1 protein-coding gene is annotated in these 1,078 nt (G+C 68.4%); it reads right to left on the minus strand.

The genetic code is table 11. The features are described 5' to 3' along the window. Nucleotides 1-2 precede the first annotated feature (2 nt). Nucleotides 3-1,078: HWE histidine kinase domain-containing protein (locus FJM51_RS23455; RefSeq protein WP_140456500.1), on the minus strand; the 1,076-nt coding region annotated here is incomplete at its 5' end.

Consider the following 1,078-nt stretch of genomic DNA (forward strand, 5'->3'; position numbering starts at 1 on the left):
GGTCAGTGTTCGAGGTGGCGCAGTGGAAGCGTGAGGGTGACTTCGAGTCCGTCATGCCGCCAGCGGTAGGCGATCGTGCCACCCAATTGACCGGTGATTATCCTGCGCACCAGCGAGCCGCCGAACCCCTCAGCCTCGGGAGGGAAGATGACCGGAGGACCCCGACGTTCCGACCACACCAACTCCACTCCCTCGCCCCGCACGCGCCAGCGCACCTCGACGCGCCCGGTTTCGGCTGCGAGGGCGCCATACTTCGCCGCGTTGGTGGTCAGCTCGTGCAGCACCAGGGCAAGCGCGTTGAGGGTGTGGTGTCCACAGATGATCTCGGGCCCCCGTGCTTCGACGCGCCGAACGGATCCCGAACCTTCCTGATACGGTTCGGCCACCGTGGCGACCAGGGCGCGCAGATCACTCCGGGCGGGACCACTCTCGTCCCGCCGGACGTCGCGGCTCACCAGCGCGTGGGCGCTGGCCAGGGCGCGCAGCCGTCCGGACAGTCCCCTGGCGAAGCCGGACACGTCGGACGCGGTCCTCGCGCCCGCGCGAATCATTCCGTCGGTCAATGCGAAGAGGTTCTTGATCCGGTGATCCATCTCGGCGGCCAGAACCGCCTGTTCGTCGAGTGCCGCCCGCGGACGTGTCTCGCTCTCGCGCATGCGCAGCGCGATTCCGACGAAGGAGCTGAGCTCGGTCATCGCGCGCGCGTGCCCGCGCGCGAAATGGCCCTCGGTCTCCGACACGATCCAGAGCGTGCCGAGAGGCTCGATCCCGCGAATGTAGAGCGGAACCAGCATGACCTCGGGAACCACAAGTCCCGCCTCGGAGATCCAGCTGTAATGGCGCTCGGGGTGTCGCGCGAGGACGGGGGCGTTCTCGTCGAGCGTCACGCCGCGGGGACTGAGATCGCGCGGTGTCGTCGCGTCCTCGAACCTCGACAACGTGCCGCGCAGGAACTGCCAGCGGAACACCCCCGGGGCGGGATCCGGTTCGTAGAGGCTCAGCCCGGCGGAGACGCCGCCAGTGATTTCCAGCGCCAGATCGACGAAGCGTGGCAACACGTCATCGGGCGTCTCGGCCA

Origin of the sequence: Amaricoccus solimangrovi (assembly GCF_006385685.1) — a bacterium.
GTDB lineage: Bacteria > Pseudomonadota > Alphaproteobacteria > Rhodobacterales > Rhodobacteraceae > Amaricoccus > Amaricoccus solimangrovi.